10 protein-coding genes are annotated in these 20,669 nt (G+C 38.9%); 8 read left to right on the top strand and 2 right to left on the bottom strand.

What is annotated here, in order from left to right; all coding sequences use genetic code 11:
• Window positions 1-45 precede the first annotated feature (45 nt).
• From IPM47_17590 to IPM47_17580, 3 genes are all read left to right on the top strand, one after another.
• The gene (locus tag IPM47_17590; GenBank protein ID QQS28639.1) at window positions 46-798 is read left to right on the top strand and encodes a hypothetical protein; all 753 of its coding nucleotides are present in this window, start codon (window positions 46-48) and stop codon (window positions 796-798) included.
• An 84-nt stretch (window positions 799-882) separates the two neighbouring features.
• Window positions 883-1,323: a septal ring lytic transglycosylase RlpA family protein gene (locus tag IPM47_17585; protein QQS28638.1), complete on the top strand. Its 441-nt coding sequence runs from the start codon at window positions 883-885 to the stop codon at window positions 1,321-1,323.
• 283 nt (window positions 1,324-1,606) lie between these two features.
• Window positions 1,607-2,209, top strand: a complete 603-nt coding sequence (locus IPM47_17580) for a leucine-rich repeat domain-containing protein (protein QQS28637.1) — start codon at window positions 1,607-1,609, stop codon at window positions 2,207-2,209.
• Between the two features lie 336 nt (window positions 2,210-2,545).
• On the opposite strand, the gene IPM47_17575 is transcribed toward IPM47_17580, so the two are convergent.
• Window positions 2,546-4,684 (bottom strand): enoyl-CoA hydratase/isomerase family protein, encoded by a 2,139-nt coding sequence (locus IPM47_17575; protein QQS28636.1) that lies wholly within the window; start codon window positions 4,682-4,684, stop codon window positions 2,546-2,548.
• A gap of 87 nt (window positions 4,685-4,771) precedes the next feature.
• On the bottom strand, window positions 4,772-7,330 hold the full coding sequence (locus IPM47_17570; GenBank protein ID QQS28635.1) for a leucine-rich repeat domain-containing protein: 2,559 nt from the start codon (window positions 7,328-7,330) through the stop codon (window positions 4,772-4,774).
• A 366-nt stretch (window positions 7,331-7,696) separates the two neighbouring features.
• On the opposite strand from IPM47_17570, the gene prmA reads away from it, so the two are divergent.
• The 5 genes from prmA (at window position 7,697) to IPM47_17545 (ending at window position 20,511) form a co-directional block, all read left to right on the top strand.
• On the top strand, window positions 7,697-8,539 hold the full coding sequence (gene prmA / locus IPM47_17565) for a 50S ribosomal protein L11 methyltransferase (protein QQS28634.1): 843 nt from the start codon (window positions 7,697-7,699) through the stop codon (window positions 8,537-8,539).
• A gap of 69 nt (window positions 8,540-8,608) precedes the next feature.
• Complete coding sequence (locus IPM47_17560; protein ID QQS28633.1) at window positions 8,609-13,288, top strand: hypothetical protein; 4,680 nt, start codon at window positions 8,609-8,611, stop codon at window positions 13,286-13,288.
• Between the two features lie 1,142 nt (window positions 13,289-14,430).
• Complete coding sequence (locus tag IPM47_17555; protein QQS28632.1) at window positions 14,431-17,376, top strand: SusC/RagA family TonB-linked outer membrane protein; 2,946 nt, start codon at window positions 14,431-14,433, stop codon at window positions 17,374-17,376.
• 42 nt (window positions 17,377-17,418) lie between these two features.
• On the top strand, window positions 17,419-18,792 hold the full coding sequence (locus IPM47_17550; protein ID QQS28631.1) for a RagB/SusD family nutrient uptake outer membrane protein: 1,374 nt from the start codon (window positions 17,419-17,421) through the stop codon (window positions 18,790-18,792).
• 471 nt (window positions 18,793-19,263) lie between these two features.
• Window positions 19,264-20,511, top strand: a complete 1,248-nt coding sequence (locus IPM47_17545; GenBank protein QQS28630.1) for a hypothetical protein — start codon at window positions 19,264-19,266, stop codon at window positions 20,509-20,511.
• Window positions 20,512-20,669 lie beyond the last annotated feature (158 nt).

The following is a 20,669-nucleotide window of genomic DNA, read 5'->3' as shown; positions in this document are numbered from 1 at the left end:
AAAAATCAAACCTGAAGTTTTCCAGAATGAATTCCAAATATTGACATGCATTCCTACCGCCTCAGTGTTAATTTTGAAAGACTGATTTGTCATCGTGCAGGCAGTAAAATCACAAGTGTAGCATTACCTTATTTATGGTGTGTATTTTTCAAAGTTGACGGTGAAAGTGTGGTTATTACTGACCAATTCAAATTAGCAGGTCAGGCAGGCGTTCATTTTTCGCATGGCAGTCATAATAATTTAGGGAAGGTGCTGGTTGAAGCAGGTTCAATTATTCAAATTCCTCAACCGGTTGGTCTGTGGAATACTGATTTGTTTCCTTTAAAACTTCCATTTTTTGAGTCAGACTTCCCGGCTACCATCGGATTAACCTGTATTTTGCTGAAACAAGGGAATGTTAGCCCCAAAGGTATTGAGGCCGGTCATAGAAAACTCAACGAATTTGTCTTGAAAACCATCGAAAATTCAATTTCAGCATTTGACCCACGCCAAATTGATGTCTATCATTTGGAAGCCTCTGTAAAGGCTTATTTTGAACGCAGTGTGTCTAATGTGTCCGAAGGATTGGACAGAGTTATACTAAAGGCTGTTATCAGTAATCAGAATCTGATTCAAAATTTACGGTCCTTAATCAAACGGGATTCTTTAGTTGGATTTAAAATCTGGAATTTTAATCACACTGATATTGCAGTCAACCATGGATTAATCAGTTTTTCTGAACGATGGACAAATTCCAAATCAGGCGATTGGGAAATTCAGGGGTCAGTTAAGGCAGAAATTATTCAGAATGCACGTTAAGGCTAACTATTAGATCTGTTAAATGATTGCATGAGTTTTAATTTTTTTAGGATATCATTTCGTCACATCTCAAAAGCTCTTTAAATGAAACTTTACTTTTTACTTTTTTGCTTTATAATATCTTCAGCATTTACAGGATTTATACCAGATGATTTGGAGAACACAGGAATAGCATCCTACTATGCTCAAAAATTTCATGGCAGACGAACATCATCAGGCGAAATTTTTGATCAAAATAAACTTACCGCCGCTCATCGCACATTGCCAATGGGTTCCAGGGTTAAAGTAACTCGTTTGGACAATGATAAGGCTGTCGTAGTCAAAATAAACGACCGGGGGCCTTTTGTTAAAAACCGGATTATTGATTTGTCAAAAGCAGCAGCACAGAAAATAGATTTGACAAAAATTGGAATGGCTAAGGTAAAACTTGAGGTAATTGGTAAAAATGGAACTGGAGCCGGAGTAAGTCTGACAGAAGAAAACCTCAAAGAATTGTTCCTTATTATTGACGAAGAGGAATGGTAGCCAAATAGTCATTCTTATTACCCATCTTAACAGCCTTACTCAGTCTGCATAGCCTTTTTTATAGTAAGGTTTAAAAAGGCTTTTCGCTTATTTTCTAAGGTACGAAATTTTTTTTACAAAATTATTAACAGAGTTGTAAGTTTTTAAAAGTCCTGTTTACATATTTAGTACCTTGCAAAACATAGTACCATGCAAAAATAAATTTCAAGGCATTGTAACTTTTTGCAAGCACTAAACGATTAACTAACAGAAACAGAAATTAACCACTTAAACTTTATTAATTATGACACGCATCCTTCAAAACTGGCTGAGAAACGCAACGCTTTACTCTTTTGCTTTAGTGTTATCCTTAAACTTACAACTTACCCCGGCGCAAGCTTCCAACACGAATGGTGACGAAATGTTACACTATTCCGGCGACATAGCAGTCCTCAACGATATAATTCATGCAAATGGTTTAACAGAACTTGAAGAACAGCCTTTGAATTTAGGTATTCAGGTTTGGGAAGAAGGTCGTTTGACATTTTTATTGGTTGATGAAAGGTATATAATATCTCAATTACCTCAGAGTATTGGCAATTTAACCGAATTAAAAGGTTTGTTTTTATCTAATCAAAACATCACGCAAGTACCTGAAAGTATTGGTGATTTAAAAAGTCTTGAAAAATTGCACTTAGACAATAACCGTCTGACAATTTTACCTGCTACTATCGGAAATCTGACTAAACTCAATAGTCTGTATTTACAAAACAACCGCCTAACAAATTTACCGATGTCAATCAGTAAATTATCAGGTTTAAAAACCTTGAATGTTGCCGGTAATCCTTTTGATATTACAGCTTTTGATACCTTACCCTTAGAAGATTTAACCCGTTTTCATCAATAAAAATTGATTGCCCTGACAATGAATTAACCTAAGCTAAAATAACCTAACGTTTTAACCCGACTACTTTTAAAAAGAGTAGTCGGGTTTTTTTATGCATATTCTGCGCGTTAAACAAACTGAATCTTTCAAATGAAAAAAGTAATCTTTTCAACAACCAAATACTATAAGGAAACACGATACGGTTTCTTAATAATATCAGCATTCAATTTGATATCGAATCCTATGCTGTTTGTACTTTAAGAATGAAAAAAGATAGCTGTTTTATCAACCATCAGCAATAATTTTCAGCGAAATAAATTCTGGAAGCTAAGGCTGTTTAAAAAGCAAATAAAAAAGTTATGGATAAAACTTTTTACCGGCTGCCATATATTCTAATAGGATAGGAGCAGGGTTGAAACGGCTTCCATGATCAGTTTGAAGATTTTGCATCACTTTTACTACGTGATCAACCCCAAAATTATCTACAAACCTGAACGGCCCACCACGAAAAGGTGGAAACCCTAACCCAAACACTGCACCAACATCCCCATCCAAAGCTGATTCAATAATACCCTCCTGCAAACAGAGAGCGGCTTCATTCACCATGGCCATCGCCATTCTTTGTTGTATGTCGGCCGGTTTAAAGGGGCGGCGGCTTTGTATTCCTCCAAAAAAGTCATACACATTCGGGTCAATCTTGCCTCTTACTTTGCGGCCGGTTTTTTGGTCGTAGAGGTAAAATCCTTTATTGTTTTTCCGGCCGCTGTATCCGGCTTTATGCAAATGGAGCAATGCCTCGCTCACTTTCAGTCCTTCGCGTTGGCTGATAAAAGATTTCATCAAATCGCCGCTCATGATATGAGCGCCTACGTCAATGCCCACTTCGTCCATGAGGGCAATGGGGCCGACCGGATATCCGAATTGTTTCAGTTCGCGGTCAATAGCGGGTATTTCGGCTCCTTCTTCCAACAGCAGCAGGGCTTCGTTTAAAAATGGGGCTAAAATGCGGGTGGTGTAAAAACCGGGGCCGTCTTTTACCACTATGCAGGTTTTACCCTGATTGATGCCGAGTTGCAAACAAGTAGCAACGACCCAATCGGCGGTTTGCGGGGTTTTGACAATTTCGAGCAGAGGCATTTTGGGAACCGGCGAGAAATAGTGCATACCGATTACCAACTCGGGACGTTTGGCGTTTTGGGCAATAGCCGAAATGGGCAGGGCAGAGGTATTGCTGGCAAAAATGGCATCTTCGCGGGCATATTGCTCACATTCGGCCAATACTTTTTGTTTGATGCCGATGTTTTCGAACACGGCTTCGATAATGACATCTGCCTGATGGAAATTGTTGTAATCAAGTTGTCCGGTCATGCGGTTAAAAATTTGCATTGCCTCCACCTTGTTCATCGCTTTGCGTTTTACCTTTCGATAGAGGGTTTCCCAAATACTTTTCTGAGCCGAGGTAATGGTTTCGGTTTTGATGTCTTTTAGCAGCACGTTGATGTGGTTGTTGATGCTGACTTCGGTAATGCCGGCGCCCATAAAACCGGCTCCGAGCATGGCAATGGTATTAACCGGCCGGACAAGCCCGGCCATCGGATTTTTCTTTTTTTCCGACATGATAAAAAAGATGTTAATCAACTGTTTGCTTTCCGGACTAAGAATGAGTTGTTCAAACCGCTCTGCTTCGGCCGAATAACCGGCTTCCAAACCTTTCGACATGCCTGTTTCGACACAATTTATAATTTCAAACGGAGCCGGGTAGTTGCCCTGTGTCAGTTTTTGAACCATTTTTCGTGCCTGGCTAAAAATCAACTGTCGTCCCAAAGGATTGCTTTCTAATAATTTTTCAGTCAAAGTCCTTTTGTCTTTTCTTGAGATAGGTTGATGGGTCAGTTTTAGAGCTAACTGACAAGCTGCCTGATGTAATTTGTTTTTGTTAACCACAGCATCGGCAAGGCCCATTTTATAAGCAGGATAGGGGTAAATGTTTTTACCGGTCAACATCATGTCTAATGCTTTTTGGATTCCAATTAATCTTGGAAGTCTTTGTGTTCCTCCACCACCGGGTAATAGTCCTAATTTTACTTCGGGCAGCGCCAACTTTGTGCTTCTGTCGTCAGAAACAATCCGGGCATGACAGGCCAATGAAAGTTCGACCCCCAGCCCATAACAAGTGCCGTTGATGGCAGCAACGACCGGTTTTTTCGAATGTTGGATGCGGTTCATGATTTCGTGTCCTTTGCGGGAGATGGGCTGAAAATCGCCGGGTTTTTCGGCTTTAAATGCTTTGATGTCGGCGCCGGCAATAAAGTCTTTTTTCCGGCTGATCACCACAATTGCTTTTACGTCCGAATCGGCATCTAATTCGGCAAATATTTCATCAAACAACCCGATCAGTTCGGGCGAAATGATGTTTTGTTTATCGTCTTTTTTGTCTAACCAAAGGGTGGCCACCCCGTTTTGTTTTTCAATGGTCATGTAGTTGCTGCGTTCCATGTATGATGGTTTGATTGTTTTTCGTGATTTGAAATAAGCAATTGACCGAACTCTTTGAAGTCCAACCTCACTGCTGATATATTGAGTTTATTTTGCAAAAAATTGTTTTATCAAATTGATGATTGGTTCACCCACCATTTCAGATAAACCGGCCAAAATGGCTATTATTCCTGCAATTCCACCGCCAATGTATTTTAGAATTCTGGTTATTTTATAGGTTTCTATCATTTTTTCAGCAGGTTTTTGATTTCCTTTGTCTGTAAATGAGTCTTCGCGGCGGGTGTTATCTATATCATAAGAACGGTTGTTTTGATGGTTTTCTGTCAATTCTTTTTCAGGCTCAATGCCACTAAGAAGGAGTTTAACCGGTAGTTTTGTTTTCAACTCCTTTATAACTATATATTTTTCATTGATTTGTTCATGCAGCAGTAAAGAATCCAGGTCAATAGGAACTGACTGATGTTCGTGTTCATAAACAATATATTTTTTGACTACAATGCCTGAAAACCTTTTGTGCAACACTTCAAACTGTGAACGAATAAAAGCAAGGAAATCTCGTTTGTTGCCGTTGCCGCTAACTTCAATACAGATTTTTCTTTCCTGTGGGTCCGCAATAACCAAAGCTTCACAACTCTCTTTTTTTATAATAACGCCATTGCGCCAATAGTCGTGGTGACGAATAAAATCGTGTACGCGGACTATAAATAATGACATAATTCCAGAAGGCAATACTTCATAAAGGTATTGAAATCTTAAAAGCTGATTGGGTTTATATTCCCATTCAAAATCAGGACGGTCTTTGGTGAAAGCACCGGGAATAAAAAAACTTTCATCAGTACCTGATAACTGGTAACAAAGCTCAAACCTTTGCATGATATCCATGATATAATATCGCTCTTTATCGGTAGGATAGCTTTTACTGTCGAGAATGTTCCGGATTTCCTGTGCTTTAATAATTCCTTTTTTTCCGATGAGTTTTGGGGAAGCAATAATTTGATAAACGCCTTTAGTAACCCATTCGGGATTTAAAACCTGAGTGTCTTTTAGCAAACGGTCTTCACTAAAATTAAGCATCACACCGAGGTCGTGAAGCAATTTGACCAAAGTTGTCATGCTTTGTTCTGTAAAATCCGGATTAACTTCCAAACAAACTTTTTTATATCCATCGTAAGTGATGTAGTTTTCGTTGCTTTGCTCTAAATGCTGTTTGATTTCAAAATAGCTTTTAGGCAAAAGGTCGTCAATATGTTTAAGTCTGGAAATGGCTTGCGTTATCGAGGATTCTAATTTATCAATGTTTTTGTTTTCCTTGCAGGAAGTTTCGACAAATCCAATAATATTCGGGTATTTGTCATGCATGGTTCCTTTGGCAAGATCAATTTTATGAGTTTCACATTTATTTACTACAACCACAATAGGCACTGCAGTTCCTGCAAAAGACCGGATGAGTTTCAGCCAGTATTCCAATTCTGAATCGCCATATCTGTCTTCCGTGCGCGGATTGATGACCAAAACATAAACTGTCCGGTCAGTCATAAAAAACTTATGAGTAGCGTGCAGAATTTCTTGTCCTCCAAAATCCCAAATATGAACTTTAACATGATCGGCACCGCGTTTTACTTCCCAATCTTTAATTTGAATTCCATCGGTAATAGGTTCGGCAGCATTGAAGCTGCCTGTTGTCAACATATTTATCAGTGAGGTTTTACCGACTTCGCCCGACCCGATAAAGATGATTTTTGCTTCGAGCAGAGGTTTGGTATTTTTAGACAACTGCAAGTCAGTCAGATATTGAATAATTTCGGCAGGTTCGCGTTGGAATATTTCATCAGGCACATTAAACCTGTTTTTGTTCAGATTTAAGCCGGGTTGGTCAGGCGTATTTGTAAGTTTTTTGAGAGATGTTATTTGAAGAGGGATATTTGACAGCATATTGTCTGACAAATTCAGTCGTTGCAGTTGACGCAAAAGGCTGATTTCGGAGGGAAGAGAATTTAATAAATTACCGGCAACATTTAAAACCTGAAGATTATTTAATTGCCCAATGGAAGGGGGGATATTGCTCAGTTTATTACCGGCAAGGTTCAGTATTTTAAGATATTGAAGTTGTCCGATTGAATCGGGCAATTTGTCTATTTCATTTCCTTCAAAACACAATTCCACCAATTCACTCATTTGAGAAATGGTATTGGGCAAACGGTTAATCCGGTTATAATTAAATATCAGATAGGCGAGTTTAGGCAGTTGTTTGATTGCTTTAGGAATATCGGTAAAATTATTGTTACTTAAATTAAGTGTCAACAGGTTTTTTAGTTGTGCGAACTCATAAGGCAAGCTATTTAGTTTATTGCCCGACAAATCTAAATGATTCAGGTTGCCGAGTTTTCTGACAGATTTGGCAATCTGACCGATGTGATTATTGGAAGCATTGATTACTTGAAGAGAGGGCAGGTTACCTATTTCAGAGGAAAGGACAGTTAACTGATTGTTTTGTAAATTCAGCTCCTTAAGGTTTCGCAGGGTTTCGATTTCTACAGGAATAAAAGTAAGCTCCAGATTGCTAAGGTCTAAGACATATCCGTCCACTCCCTTTTTTTGCAGACTGCGTATTCTTGCCAAAGCAGTTAATGTTGCATTATTTTCCATAGCTATCAAGTAGGCAAAGATAGAAAAGTGTTTGCAACTTAACCCTATTTAATGTCAACAACTTATAGCCATCAGTTTGATTGTATCAACTTGAAATTGACCAAAATTCTCCTGTTTATGCCAGAATAACCGGATAGGTTTTATGTCTTTAACTGCTTTTTTCTTTTGACATAAAGTTCTAAGCGACAATTCATTTTTGGGGTTTTCTCTCCTAAAACTTCATTTTGCGGTTGAGTCTAATTGTTCTATCTTAGCGCACTTGTTTTAAGTAAAATTTCATCTTGAACTTTTCTCTTTAAGAAATTTTCTTTTTTTAATCGTATGGTATGAAGCAGTTTCGCAGCTTTATATTTCAAAACTTAGGTCATGCCTTATACTATTGCCGAAATAACCGTGAACAATTCCGAGGTCGTGGATACTATTATCGCAGAACTTGCAGGAATTGGTTATGAAGGATTTGAAGAAACCGAACAGGGGCTTACTGCTTACATTCAGACAGACTATTTTGACAATGATGCATTACATCAAACTATAGCCCGATACAACAAAAAAGGCAAAGCATCCGTTAGTGCCATCAGAGCATTAGAAGAAAAGAATTGGAATCAAGAATGGGAGCAAAATTTTAAACCGATCTATATTGAGGACAAGATACTTGTCAGAGCCCCTTTTCATTCTGTTACCGGTAATTTTCAATATATCATCATCATTGAACCTAAAATGGCTTTTGGAACCGGTCATCACGAAACAACCTACCTGATGCTTGCAGAAATGCTGAATTATCAAATAAAAAACAAACAAGTTCTTGATTTTGGCTGCGGAACCGGCATATTGGCTATTTTAGCAGCTATGCAAGGTGCAGCATCTATAATTGCGATTGACAACGATGAATGGGCGTACCACAACACACTCGAAAATATTCAGGTCAATCAGCTTGTTCCTTTTCAAGTCAGGTTGGGCGATCATCATCAAATAAAAGCTGACGAACAATTTGATCTTGTTTTGGCGAACATTACCCGTAATGTAATTTTAGAAACATTACCAACCCTGGCTCAAGCCATTCAACCCGATGGAACGCTTTTAATCAGCGGCATTCTGCACGAGGATATTCCATCTATTCAACAAGCTGCCACTAACCAGGAATTGACTTTTACCAAACAGCAACTGCGTGGTAACTGGGCTATGCTTGCTTTTCAAAAAAAGCCAAACTAATTCATCTCAAACCTTTTATCTATTATTCCCCCTATTCTTTCAATCAACACTTTTCAATACCATTTAATCATGATAAGAAGAACTTTTGCCATAGCTATTATATTGATGGCAACACTTGCATTCGTAACTGCATCAGAAAATTGGATCAAGTTTTCCGCAAATCCTCCCGGCGAGTTTTCAAATGATCCTAATGTTTTTTATGGTCAACTACGCGAGATGTTTGGTAAAATCAAAAGTTCCGAAACACAAAAAACAGTCGAAACTTTTATTGCCGGCGCACAAGCCGGTAAAATCTCAGCACCCGATATTCAGGAGCTTATCTCGCTGTGTAACCTGATGTCAGACCGAAAAATGCGCATAACTCCACATTACAACAGCTATTTTCAGGCTATCAACAGTATGATGACTGCTGAAAAATCGAACAAGTTTGGAGATTGGCATTCAATCGTTAAAGACCTTTTGCTCAAATCTGAAAAAGGGCAGTACAATAACCTGATGACTTTTTTAAGTTTTTCGGAAAACTTTTTTGCGGCTGATCTTCTCGATAAAACTTCGGGTAAAAGATGGGTGGTACAAACCAGCGACTACAAATTCAAATACGACAACAATATTCCTACAATCAGTTTTGACGAAGCAAGTTTGTATTGTGCGACTGCAAAAGATACCATGTATATTATTGACACCAAAGGCGATTTTTTTCCTTTAGAAAACAAATGGTCGGGTAAAACCGGTCGGGTAACCTGGGAAAGAACCGGATTTGATCCAAACTCTGTGTATTGCGAAATTGCAGGTTATCAAATTGATTTCCAAAAAACAGAGTATAAAGTGGAGGATGCTGTTTTTTACCATAAAAAATATTTTAACCGCCCCCTGAAGGGCACTTTGGAAGATATGATATGGGGCAAGGTGAACAATGAATACATCTATCCCAAGTTTACCTCTTATGAGTTGGATATTTTTATGAAAAACTTTGCCCCGCAAACAGAGTTTCGCGGTGGATTTGGAATGAGCGGCTCACAAATTATTGGCTATGGCAAAGAATCTCAGTTGGCCGAATTAACATTTTTTTCTAAAGATAACCGGGAAGTGCTTTTAGCCAAATCAACCATGTTCGGGCTAAAGGAAGATAAAGAAGTCAGTTCAACCAAAACCTCTGTTTCTTTATATTTTGCGAACGACTCCATCTATCACCCTCAGTTGAACATGCGATATTTAATGGGAAGCGACCCGGAATTGCGTTTGGTTCGGGATGGAAAAGCAAGTTCCAAAATTGCTTTTATGTCTTCGTACCATCATATAGAGGCCAACCTCGATGCTGTTTTTTGGAAAATGAATACACCGGTAGTAAACATGCAAATGGTTTCTCAACTCAAAGAACTTCCGGTTATGTTTGAGTCATTCAACCTATATGAGGCATCCCGTTTGGAAAGATACCGCAGAGGAACATCAGATATTGATCCGGTTGCAGCTTTATATGCATTTTCTAACGGAGGTCAGTTTAAAATAACTGCGCTTGAATTTGCCAAATTCATGAACGCCAACTATACTGCCGAAACGGTACATGGGGTAATTTTTGATTTGGTCGAAGATGGTTTCATTTACTACGACCCGGATACCGACATTATTACCATCCGCGAAAAAACAGATAATTACATGCGTTCAAAAAAACAAGAAATTGACTACGACCGCATTTTGGTAGTATCGAGAAGTAAAGTGGAAAATGCACAATTAGATTTAGAATCTAAAGAACTGCTCATTACAGGCGTAAATCAGGTAACACTCAGCGACTCTCAACAGGTTCGCTTGTTTCCGGACAAAGGGTTTTTAAGAGTCCGCAAGGATAGAAATATGCAAATGGATGGAACCATAGTAGCGGGCAGTGTAGATTTTGTCGGAAAGGATTTTGACTTCGACTATAACCCGTTTTTGGTCAATCTCGATTCCATTGATCAGATGAAAATCTATCTGCTGGAAGACAACGATAAAGAAAAAAATAAACTCATCCCAATCAATACCCTGATTCGTTCTGTTACCGGAACTTTGTTTATTGATGAAGCTAACAACAAATCGGGGTTAACCAAATACCCCTCTTATCCCCGATTTGAAAGCAAAGGAAATTCATATCTTTATTATGACGACAAAAGTCTGTACAATGGGGCTTATAAACGGGATATATTTCACTTTAAATTAGACCCCTTTAAGTTTCCCGACCTTGATGAAATTACCCCTGACCTGCTCACTTTTCCGGGAACCATGATAACCGGCGATATTTTCCCGCCATTTAAACAGGTAACAAGCCTGCAACCCGACAACTCTCTCGGTTTTGTCAATACGACAGATGCAGCTGGGATGCTTACCTATAAAAAAGGTAAATTTTTCGGAGTTTTAGACATGAGTAATAAGGGTTTGATAGGTAAAGGAAGGATTGAATATCTTTCCAGTACTTCCTTATCTGAAAACTTTATTTTCCTTCCCGATTCCATGATGGCAGCCTGCGATTCCTTTTATATGGTTCGTAAAAAAATTGGAAATGCGGAGTTTCCCTCCGCCCACAATGGAAAAGTCAACATCAGATGGCGCCCAAACACAACGGGCATGAATATTTATATGACAGATGCTCCATTTTCGATGTTTGAAGATAAAGTAACACTGAAAGGAAGCCTTGCGCTTGCCGAAAGCGGACTAACCGGTAAAGGAACCATCAATTGGCCGGATGCAGCTATGCGGGCAGATGCTTTAGCCTTTACTTCCGGAACTTTTCAATCAGATTCAGCAGATGTGCAGATTAAAAACAAGGATGCGGCAAGGGTTTCATTCAATTCTTATAATGTAAAAGCACGGGTTGACATGGATCAATATCTCGGAGAATTTCTTGCCAATGGGCCGAGTATTCCGATTGATTTGCCCTTTAACCGCTTTAAAACCAACGCCAAAGAGTTTTATTGGCTGATGAAAGACAAGCTAATCAACCTTCGAATGCCCGAAGACCCAAAACTGAGCTATTTTGAATCGACGGACCCTAAACAGGAAGGGCTAAAGTTTCAGGCATCCGGTGGAGTTGTCAACCTGGAAGACAATACTGTAAAAGCAGACGGAATTGCATATATCGAAATTGGTGATGCAAGAATCAGACCTCCCGATACACAAATTTTTATAGAACCGGATGCGAATATCCGACCGCTTGAAAATGCACTGATCGTGGCAGACAGCATCAAGGAATATCATAAACTCTACAAAGCCAAAGTAAAAATTTTGGGTAAAAACCAAATGGATGCCAATGGGGAATATCGTTACCGGGGAAAAAACCTGAAACGACAAGATTTGTTTTTTGAAAAGATAACCACCGAAAAAGATGCCAAAGATCCCAACCGATATTATACTTACGGTACTACCAATATTCCAGAAAATACCGAGTTTAAAATAAGTCCTAACATTAGTTACAAAGGCAATGCCATCTTAGACTCGCGTGAGCCATTCCTCGTCTTTGACGGATTTGCTAAAATAGAACTCAAAACCAAGGAAATACTTTCTCAATGGTTTACCTTCCGCGATGTCATTAACCCCGACAGCATCAGTATTGATGTGAGCGCACCAATCGGCGAGTTTAAAGATTCTCTGACTTTTGGGTTTTTACAGGATATGCAGTTGTTAGACCTGTATCCCGCATTCTTAACCAAAAAACGTTCATCGGTTGATCCTTACCTTTTTGTTGCCGGAGGTGAAATGGATTATAACGCCGATAAAAATATATTTATAGTGGGCAGCAAAGAGCGACTGAGCGGCAAAGAATCACAGGGCAATATTTTTACTCTTAAAGACAACATCGGTGAAATTGTAGCCGAAGGCATGTTTGATTTGGGCAAAGATTGGGGCATGACACGGTTGGATGCTGCCGGACAATTGACTCACAAAGTCGGTGCAACAGGTTTTAACTTCAAAGATATGCTTATCGGTTTCGATTTTTATTTTGACGAAGCGTTGTTGACCAATTTGGGAGAAGCTGTCCGTTATTTTAATGCTGCTGCTCCTGAGGTTGATTACTCCAAAGAGAGTTTCTATAATGCCGCTGTGGCAATGGTTGATAAAAAAGAAGTTGGCGAGTTAAAAAGGATGTTGGGAACTTACAACTATTTGGCAGAGCGCAAAAAGGGAATCGATCATCGTTTGATTTTTACTAATGTTCAAATGGTTTTTGATACCATTACCCGCACTTTTATCAGCAACGGAAAACTTGGGCTTAGCTTTTCGGGCGAAAAATATGTCAACCGGATGGTGGATGGATGGATTGAAATCGGGTTAAGGCAAAGCGGAAACTTTGTCAACATTTACATTGAAACTGCGCAGGACGACCAAAAAAATTATAAATGGTATTTCTTCCATTATAAAAAAGGGGTCTTACAGGCCATTAGTTCCGATCCGTTGTTTAACGATGCTATTGCCGCAGCCAAAGACAAAAAAAGGATAAAAGAAAACAAATCAACCGGCGAAATCTACCAATACAGTGTGGCCCCTATGGAAAGACGAAATGTTTTTGTCTATACCATGAGAGGAGGACCTCCTGAACCACCACCTCCACCGCCTCCGTCAACAGACAACCCGGCACCAACCGAAAACACACCTGTTGAACCGGTAAATGAAGGTGATCAGAACCAGGAACAAACCAAACCGGTAGATGAAGGAAACCAACAAACAGATGACAAAGGCACTACCCCTGAGGGTGAAGTTCCTAAAAAACAAGATGAGAGATAATCATTCAACAACAACGATTAACCATTTTTAATGGTAGTTGTTCGAAAGGAGATAAGCCGGCTTCTGAAACTCACTATCCAACAAAAAACGGACAGGTTGGAAAAAAGAATCATAAACATGAACTTTGCTTTTACCAAATTCATGAACTTTGAACAGGTAAATTTTTAGGAAATACAACCCTAAGGTTCATTTTGCACATTTAGTTTGATTTTTCAAAAAAAAACACCGGGTGTTATCGAGACATCCGGTGTTTTTTTTGAGCGGTGTCTATTTTGTAAAGTTTCACATTTGTTCTGTTCTGTCAAAGGCCGGATGTGCAAAATGATTGGACTATGTCTATCATTATTTATATCAATATTCTTATTTTATTACAGGAAAATGACGCTACTTATTAATTATAAAGTATCGGAGTAAACACCCTTTTTGCTAAATTATAACAAAATAGTGTGATAATAACCCCGAATTGTTGAAATTGAAGCAATTTTAACTGATTTTTTACTCAATAAAATTGCAGTTTTAAAAGAAATCAAAGCAATTAAATTTTCAAAAATTGTAATTAAAACTTTTAAAAAGTCAATTTAAAAGTTTAGCAAGTCAATTAAAAAGATTAAAAAGTCAATTAAAAAAACCAATATTTCAATTTACTTGAACACAATGTCAATTGAAGTCCTAAAAAATGCTTTTTTGGCGTAAAAAATGATAATTTAAAAGAGTAAAAAGTCAATTTTTTTCTTTTCAATTGACACTTTTTTGGTTGATAGTTACCGGGTATTTTTACTAAAATCCGCTATAAGATCAGAAACCCGTATTGAGGACCCTTTATTTTGAGACTTCGCCCCTTGTTTATAGCAGAAGGCTATGCCAAAATCGTTGAAGGGGCTTTTTTTTAATTTTTGCTAGGTTGAGTATCGGTATTGCCAATCCATTGAGCAAAAAAACAATGCTTTTCATTAATAGATGTACTAAAGCAATCTTTGTTATACCCGAATTTGCTTTATTTGATGGTTTAAAAAAAATAAAATGCTGAATTAACACTACAAAAATAGCTAAGTTTTCAAATTACTCGTACATTGCTCTACAATACAAAAAAAACTTATTTAGAACTTTTAAAAGAATTCAATCATCAACCAAAATGTATGCCTATGCAAAAGTTTTTTACTTACTTCGCAATCTTATTTTTTGCGATGTTGCTAACCGGATATTCGGTTATGGCACAAGTAACGGTATCGGGAACCGTTACTGACGAATCGGGAGAGCCGATTATTGGTGTAACCATCAGGGTTAAAAACACCACAATCGGAACTATATCTGATTTAGACGGCAAATACTCCCTGAACGTACCCAGTTCTTCAGCCACCCTTGTTTTTTCATTTGTTGGCTATGAAGTAACAGAACAAGATGTAACATCCAGTTCAGGTAACATGGATGTTGTGTTGCAAGAAAGTGTTACCCGTTTAGAAGAAGTGGTAATCTCAGGTTTGGCAACTTCAGTAGCCAGACGAAACCTCGCTAATGCGGTTTCTACTATTTCATCTAAAGAACTGACCGGAGTTACTTCTCCACAAACCATGGATGCTGCACTTTACGGAAAGTTTACCGGTGTGGTCATCAACGCCAATTCAGGCGCACCGGGAGGAGGTATAGGGGTCAGGCTTCGCGGCATAACCTCCATCAACGGAAATGCACAGCCATTATACATTATTGACGGAGTATATATGGATAACTCCTCTACTCCTGCAGGTCTTAATCTGGTATCGCAGGCCGCAGCAGGCGGAAGTGCTTCCAATCAGGATAACCCTTCCAATCGTTTGGCGGACCTAAACCCCGATGATATTGAGAGCATAGAAATTCTCAAAGGAGCATCGGCGGCAGCCCTTTATGGTTCAAGAGCTGCAACAGGGGTTGTTTTGATTACCACTAAACGGGGTAAACCGGGACAAAACAACATCAATTTTTCGCAAACGATGGGTGTCGCCATGCAGTTGAGAAAACTTGGCGTTCGGGATTTTGACGATGCTAAAGTTCAGGCTTCTTTTGGCGCAGCCGAAGTAGCTAATTTTCAGGCTGCCCAAGCCGCCGGAAAAATCTTCAATTACGAAGATGAACTGTACGGCAACAAGGGTTTGTTGTCAACTACTAATTTGAGTTTGTCGGGCGGCAATCAGGCAACTCAATATTATTTTGGAACTACTTATAAAAACGAAGAAGGAATTGTTAAAAATACCGGTTATGAAAAACTGTCTCTACGCCTGAATGTAGATCACAGGTTAAATGACAGGATAAACATTGCGTTCAACAATATGTATATTTTATCTTCTGCAGACAGAGGGTTTTTTAACAACGATAATACAGGTACTACAATGGGGGTATCATTTGCCTCAACACCTTCCTGGGCTAATTTGCTTGCTGATGCAAACGGCAACTTTCCCAATAACCCCTATTCTGCATCCAATTTTCTTCAAACCAGAGATCTGATTACCAACAACGAGTCAATCAGCAGGTATATCGGTGGAGCAAACCTGACCGTAAAAATCTATCAGACACCAAAAGCAACCTTGCAATTTGTAGGCCGCGGAGGAATTGACCGTTATACATTAAACACCAAAGCTATTTTCCCAAGAACACTACAGTTCCAAAAAGAAGGCAATGGTACAAACGGGGCATCCTTACAGGGAACGGCGGTTAACAACAACGCAAACTTTGCCGGTTTCTTTGTTCATTCCTATATTTTACCTTCCGGTTTGAATTTCAGAACTCAGTTTGGAGGAACCCGTGAAGAATTCAGATTTAATAATATTTTGGTAACTGCCACTGAGTTAATCGGTTCACAAGAAAATGTAGATCAAAGCGGATCAGTTGCTGTAGATCAAACCCGACGCAATCAAACAGATATGGGTTTCTTTGTTCAGGAAGAGGTTAACTGGAGCGATAAAATCCTCGCATCTTTAGGCGTAAGGGGTGATAAATCTTCTAACAATGGCGATCCAAACAAACTCTATTATTATCCCAAAGCTTCTTTGGCTTTGAATTTACACGAGTTTGGATTCTTACCGGAGATGATGAATCAACTAAAACTCCGAGTTGCCTACGGACAAGCCGGTAGCTTTGCGCGGTTTGGCTCTGCTTTCACCTCGTTGACCAACACCTTGATTGATGGTAGTGCCGGTAGTTTAATTAATACTTTACGCGGTAATGAAGGCGTTGGACCCGAACGGCAATCGGAAATTGAAACCGGATTTGACCTCGGTTTTGATCGTGGAAGGTATGCACTCGATTTTACCTACTATATTAAAAGCACTGAAGACCTGCTCATTAACGTAAATGTTCCGACTTCAACAGGATTTACCTCCCAGGTTACCAATGCTGCAGACGTAGAAAATAAAGGTATTGAAATCGGATTAACACTTCAGCCGATTAAAAACAGAGATCTGAACTGGTACAGCAGAACCGCCTTTTGGTTAAACCGTACAAAAGTAACCCGTTTGGATGTTCCTGCATTTAATGTCGGAGCTTTTGGCGCTACTTTGGGAACTTACAGAATAGAAGAAGGTCAAAGTGTTACCCAATTGGTCGGAATCAGTCCAAACGGAGTTGTCGTTTTTGGGGATGCTGAACCAGATTTTCAGATGTCATTCCAAAATACATTGAACTACAAGAACTTTGAATTAGGTTTCCTAATTCATTGGAAACAAGGCGGTGATAATGTCAACTTATCAACTTTGCTCACTGACATTTATGGAACAAGCCCTGATTATGATGATACTGATTTAGATCCGGAAGGAGAATTGACTAACGGCGATTACAGGTTGAACGCATTGGGTGCTACTGCAGAGCCCTGGATTGAAGATGCCTCTTATGTCCGGTTGAGGGAAGTTGGGTTGTATTACAATTTCCCGTCTATTTGTAAAGGGAAAATTCAAAACCTGAAAATCGGTGTGTCCGGCAATAATATCCTGAACTTCTTCAAATATAACAGTTACGATCCTGAAGTTTCAAACTTTGGTTCTGATGGATTTTCTAGCAATGTTGAGGTATTGCCTTTCCCTTCTGCCAAACGGTTTTTTGGTCATTTAGCCATTTCACTTTAATCCAGCAACCCAATTTTCTTTCACTCAAAACGAAAAATTGACATGAAAATATACAAATTTTTAACCAATGTTTTGCCGTTTTTAATTTTAGCCGGTACTTTGGTTGCTTTCAATGCCTGTACTATTGATGATCAGGTTGATCCTAACGGCCCAAGTATGGAAGGTATTGAGACTGATGCTACCATTGGCGATTTGAACAATGTTGTATCAGGTATCGAATCGGGTATGAGAAACAGATTAGGCACCTATTATGATGGTGTCGGTGTGTTAGGTCGTGAATGGTTCAGGTTTTCCGGATCTGACCCGCGATTTACTTCTGACTTGCTTGGCAAAGGTGCGGCTATATTAGACAACAATACTTTTTACACCACAAATACTTACTCTGAGCGTTACAGGGTAATCAGAAATTGCAATATCCTGATCAATGCTACGAATAATACCAAAGAATCGCTGACACAAGCCGAAATAAACGGTTATCTGGGTTTTGCCAAAACGATAATGGCTTATCAGATGCTGATGGTGCTCAATCAGCAGTATTCATGCGGAATCAGAGTAGATGTGGCCGATGCTGGTAACCTTGGTCCATTTTTGTCATATTCAGAAGCGCTCAATGCCATTAACAATATGCTCACCGATGGAGAGGAATTATTGTCAAATGCAGGTGATGAATTCAAATTTGAGCTATCTTCAGGATTCACCGGTTTTGACACCCCTGTTTCTTTTAACCAATTCAACCGCGCTATTGCAGCCCGAGTAAACCTCTATCGTTCAGATGCAGAAGCAACTTTACAAAATCTTGCAGATTCTTTCTTTGAACTTGCAGGTGACAGTGCAACCATGCACAAAGGTGTTTATCATGTTTTCTCTACAAGCGGCGGTGATATTTCAAATGAAATGTTTTATCCCTTGAATTCTCCCGCAGGCGGAAATCTTAGGGCAGCACATCCATCTTTTATAACAGAAGCAGAAGCCGGGGATAAAAGATTGTGGAAAGTTGAAGAAAGAACTGATACTGCATTTCAGGATGGATTACAAAGCAAGTTCGACTTTATGCGTTACAAATCTTTATTAGACCCCATTCCTATGATTAGAAACGAAGAGTTGATACTGATTTATGCCGAAGCCCAAAACATGAATGGTAACGCCTCCGCTTCTGTGTTTGCAATTAACTTGATCAGAACAGTTGCCGGTCTTCCGGAATATACCGGCGGAACAAGCCAAACAGAGCTGAGAGATGAAATTTTGAAACAACGTCGCTATTCTCTTTATGGTGAAGGGCATAGATGGATAGATATGCGCCGAAACAACATGTTGAATCAACTGCCTGTTGATCGTGCTGATGATGATATTTGGGAAAACTTCCCCCGTCCGGCTACTGAAAATGAACCCTGTTCTGCAGTAAGTGCAAATGGATAAGACATATCCTTTTTGGGTTAGTTTTAAAACTAAACAGACTAACTCCATTTAAATTTGTCTTCAAATAGAGAATATAAAGGGCCCGATAAATTAAATATTTATCGGGCTTTTTATGTTTTTGTATCAAATTTTGTTTTTTGGAATAGCAGGAAGGGAAAAGGGAGTATCCCAACCAATTTTTTAGTTGATAAACCTTATAGGCTTGTAATTAATATTGCTTTATGACTTTAAAACACAACTCAAAATTGTTCCTCAAATTGCAAGCAAAAAGATTGGATGATGTCTTTGTTTTAATTTGAGTTAAACTTTCAATTTCAGCCAACTTTATCGTTTGTAATTGCGTTACGTATTAGAAAATAAAAGTTAAAGGAGCGTTAAGTAACTTTAACAAAATTTTTGTAAAATTTTTATCGGAGACTTAAACTTCTATAAACTACAATTGTCAAACCGTAGCACTTAAAATCTACAATCATGAAAAATAAACTTTTCTCTCTCGTTTTATTGCTTGTAGCTATGTTGTATGCTACTTTTGTCTGGGCACAGGATGATGTTTACTATTATCCTTCAAATGACAACAACACAAGTACTACCCAACAACAAACCGATCAGAATGGTAATACTTATATTACCAACAATTATTACAATAACGACGAGTATGTAAATTATGAAGATGAAGAGTACGACTACTATTATTCTTCAAGAATCCGGCGTTTTCATAGCCCTAATGTAGGATACAACTATTTTGGAGGCTTTTATACTGACCGTTATTGGTACGGTGTTCAGGATCCTTTTTGGTGGGGCTACAGCATTTATGACAATCCTTGGGCTTGGCAACCTGTTGCTTTTTACCCTCGTCCTTGGTTTCGTCCTCGTGTAGTGGTGATGTGGGGTTGGGGATGGAATGCAAATCCCTGGTATAATTCCTGGTCAAACCCGTGGGGGCATAATTCATGGTGCGGCTACAATGGCGGAGGTTGGTACAATAATGCCTGGAACAACGGTTGGTATGCCAACAACTGGTATAACGGATGGGGTTGGGGTTATAGTCCCTTTAGTCCGGTTACCTATGTTCATAATGACGTTACCATTATTAACAATAACAACAACAATTCTACCGGAAATTATTATGGCCCAAGAGGCGACAGGTCCGGTATTGGAGCTCCTTATGGCGACAGAGGAAATCCTCCGGTTAACAACGGAATTGATAGCGGTAAAAACAATCCAAACGATAACAATACCTGGTCTGATTATGATAATAACCAAAACCGGCTGGATAAAAACAACACCAATCCTTATACTCCAAAGGACAATAATATCGGACGTGATACTGAAGTAAAACCCGAAAAGAATTTGCCTAAAAACGAATACGAGTCAAAACCAAAGGATTTGCCTAAATACGAATACGATTCTAAGCCAAAAGATCAACCCAAATATGAATACGAATCAAAGCCTAAAGATCAACCCAAATATGAGTATGAATCAAAGCCGAAAGATCAGCCAAAAATAGACGACAACCGTTCTAACCCAGCCCCAAAACCAAAAAATCAACCCAAAGATAATAAGTCAGGTGGATACTCTTCGGGAGGCAGTAAAAATTCGGGTAATAGTGGGTTTAAATCAAGTTCAGGCAGCAATTCAGGATCTAAAAGCAGCAATTCTGACAAAAATAAGTCGAGTACCCCTTCAAAATCCGATTCAAAAAGCAAAAATCCGCGATAATTATTGCGATTGCTTGATTAAAGGTATTTTTTTGGCTTAACCAATAAGCTGTTCTATTAAAATGTTTATTCAGACCTCTCGTTGGATTTTTTACCATAGAGAGGTCTGTTTTTTTTAAACATTTTCAACATCTAAAATAAGGCACATTAAAAATAACA

The sequence above is a fragment of the Sphingobacteriales bacterium genome (assembly GCA_016700115.1).
Lineage (GTDB): Bacteria > Bacteroidota > Bacteroidia > Chitinophagales > UBA2359 > UBA2359.
This window is presented reverse-complemented; position numbering and strand designations above follow the sequence as displayed.